The organism is Psychrobacter pasteurii (assembly GCF_900162815.1).
GTDB classification, from domain to species: domain Bacteria; phylum Pseudomonadota; class Gammaproteobacteria; order Pseudomonadales; family Moraxellaceae; genus Psychrobacter; species Psychrobacter pasteurii.
Window position 1 is genome coordinate 1 of sequence record NZ_FUGD01000147.1, and the last position, 3,013, is coordinate 3,013.

The 3,013-nt window shown below is 39.5% G+C and carries 2 protein-coding genes, 2 pseudogenes and 1 other annotated feature; of the genes and pseudogenes, 1 reads left to right on the forward strand and 3 read right to left on the reverse strand.

Features of this window, described 5'->3' with window-relative positions; all coding sequences use genetic code 11:
- Positions 1 to 175, forward strand: a pseudogene (locus A1232T_RS14465) (IS256 family transposase); the annotation flags it as partial.
- Positions 176 to 202: 27 nt separating this feature from the next.
- Here A1232T_RS14465 and A1232T_RS12600 read toward each other — a convergent pair.
- From A1232T_RS12600 to A1232T_RS12610, 3 genes and pseudogenes are all read right to left on the reverse strand, one after another.
- Positions 203 to 1,189: pseudogene (locus A1232T_RS12600) on the reverse strand (IS3 family transposase); the annotation flags it as partial.
- Positions 797 to 913, reverse strand: a sequence feature (AL1L pseudoknot). It overlaps the preceding pseudogene by 117 nt.
- Before the next feature lie 47 nt (positions 1,190 to 1,236).
- Entirely contained in the window at positions 1,237 to 2,283 is a 1,047-nt protein-coding gene (locus A1232T_RS12605) for a hypothetical protein (protein ID WP_077449730.1), read from the reverse strand.
- A gap of 168 nt (positions 2,284 to 2,451) precedes the next feature.
- Positions 2,452 to 2,874, reverse strand: coding sequence for an ISAs1 family transposase (locus A1232T_RS12610; protein WP_143513997.1), 423 nt, complete (start codon positions 2,872 to 2,874; stop codon positions 2,452 to 2,454).
- Positions 2,875 to 3,013: the final 139 nt, after the last annotated feature.

Consider the following 3,013-nt stretch of genomic DNA (forward strand, 5'->3'; position numbering starts at 1 on the left):
TACCGCTGTGAATAAGCGTAAGATATTCCCATCTGATCAAGCGGCGTTTAAGGTTGTTTATCTAGCCACGAGCCAAGCGTCTAAAAAGTGGTCGATGCCTATCCGTAACTGGACGTCTGCTCTTAATCGTTTTATGATTATGTTCGATGAGCGTGTTAGTAAGCATTTAATCTAAATTGCAGTTACACAGAGTCTGGGATAGGCTCGTACCAACAGATGCAATGACACCAGAATCAGCCATCTTATCAGTATAGCGAATAGATAAGTACTGAACGCCGCGATCACTATGATGAATCACGTCTTTTAGGTTGTTTCTGTCTGCAATGGCTTGATTTAACGCTGCCATCACCATATCGGTGTTCATACGATTAGATACTTTCCAACCAACGATAGCGCGAGCAAACACATCAATGATAAAGGCAGTATAGACCCAACCACTCAATGTTTTAACGTAAGTAAAGTCAGCAACCCATAGCTGGTTAGGTCTATGTGCACTGAAATTACGATTAACTAAATCATCAGCACGCTTTTGATCATCACGAGACTTAGTGGTTATCTTACCTTTACCTCGCCAAATACCCTGCATTCCATGCTGACGCATTAACCGCTCTATAGTGCAGCGTGCAGGATGTATACCTTCGGACTTCAGCTGTTTCCAGACTTTACGAGCACCGTATCGGCATTTGCTGTCCTTCCAAATACGTTTAATCTCATTAAGATAGAAGTCGTCATGAAGACTACGCTGTGAACGTTTTTCAGGATTTTCTTCTAGCTCTTTAGCACGATAGTATGTGGATGGAGCAATCGGTAATACTCTACAGATTGGCTCGACTCCATACTGTTGTTTGTGGTCGTCAATAAAATCAACCATTACTTGGGTTTGCGGTCGAGCTCCGCCTGGGCTTCAAGACCTGCTGCTTTCTTTATAATCTCATTGGCTTGCTTTAACTCTCGGTTCTCACGTTCAAGCTCTTTGATACGCTCGGCTTGGCTTTGAACTTGAATATTTGCAGGAATGGTTTTATCAATGTGCTTTTTATGGCCATGATCGTAGGGTCTCAGGCGTGCAACCTATCTTTGGCGCTATGGCTTTGATGGCTGACCAGGTGGATGGGTAGTCGTCTTTAGCTTCAATTAGCATACGGACGGCGCGCTCTTTCATTTCAGGGGTATAGTTTCGTGTTTTCATTGTCGTATTCTCTCAGAAAAATGAGTCTCCGACAATCCCGGGGCGGTTCACAACTCTATCTCCATACATTTTCTTAATTCTTCAGATTGTTGTTCATAAGGAATAGATTTAGCTACTGCCCTTTTAACCGCATTCCATATGTAGGGATTTAAAGCGGGGTCTTTCTGATCTTTTTCTTTCCAAGCATACCTATCCCATCCTTTTAATTCTGAAACATGGTCACTTTCTTTACTTAATTCATCAAATATGACCTTTATGAAGGTTACTCCATAAGCTTTATTATCTTGTAAAACAGGCTCATTATTTAAGTAGGTAATCGTATCCAAATAATTAGGAACCACAAACGCATCGTTTGGATCTATCAACCTAAATAGTCTTATCCAAAACTTACTGGCACCATAGCTTGAGTCCATAACCTCTAAAAGCTGCTCTTTCGTCTCTGGTAACGCCTCCTCTTTACCCGTACTTTCTTTTATTAATGACTCAGACCATCTGGCTGTTCCTTCTGTTAACCAACTTTGCTTGAACATCATCACACTATTTTGATAAATATGAAAAAGCTCATGAGCAGGTGTTACATTGTGTTCTGCATTTACCTGATTACTCAGCTCCATTATGATATGACAAGCGGATACCTTATCATTTTTATTCTTTACGACTTCATCATATGCCCTACCATAAGCTTTTTGAGCTTCAATCATGTTCACATTAATAAAGTGAGCTTTTTGATATCGCGGATTATCTAAAGGTGCCGTTAGACCTAAAACATTCTGATATATACCATCAGCAACCTGCAATTGACGTTTTATATTTTGTAACTGATTAACAGTGACAACATTTAAAACATTTCGTTGTAAATTAGTTTCTAGTAATTTATTAGCATTAAACTTAATTAAAAATCGAAAGCTGTCTAGTTGGGGTTGATAGGATAAAGAAGTATACTGAAAAGATGTATTCAACTGGCGACATTCACCAAATTCTTGCGAACTTATATCTATATTATTATTGCTATTGTGGTTGTTATTATCAGACCCAATATACTGACAACACACTATCCCGACTGATAAACAAATTACAGTACTCAATCGTTTCATATAACAATCACCTAAAGCTCATTCAAATACAACTCACTTCCTTTATTTGGAGCACCTATCAACCATAACTTCTCAAAATTATAATAAATAACAAACTAATGCACCGTTATAATAACCTAACCTTACCTGCGGTGTTTGTCAACATAGTTGTCACCCAGGGCAATCGCACTATAAAACTCTCCCGAATAGAACCTGCTCACGATAATCAAGATTTTGAGAAGCCCTAATACGGCGTCGTTTCACTGACAGTTTAGTATCATCTCTATCACGTAGTAGATTTAAAGCTGTACGAGTGAGTAAGGCTTTATTACTTCGGGCATTCTTCTCAAGCTTTACCGAGCGGTCTTCACCGAAGGTCACATCAAGCACCCAGTGCTGAGAATTTTCTATTGCCCAATGAGAACGTATATATTGAGCAACGATAGGTAAATCAGTCAAAGAGGTCAAATAATAACGCCGTTCAGTGTGGCTATCTTCACCTATAATACGAGTGGACTCAACCATAGCCACGGCACTTAAACCTGTCCAATCAGAGCTATTATCTAACCAATCTATCTTTGTAGATAACGCATAACTGACCCCTGCTGTCAATTCCGTACAGTTAAACTTGGGAGATTTTAGTTACGCAGCCTGACGATAATAATCAAACCACACCTGTCTTGGCGATTGATAGCCCAAACCCTTTTGAATCCTCGTCTGATTGTAGTACAGCTCGATATAACTGATAATA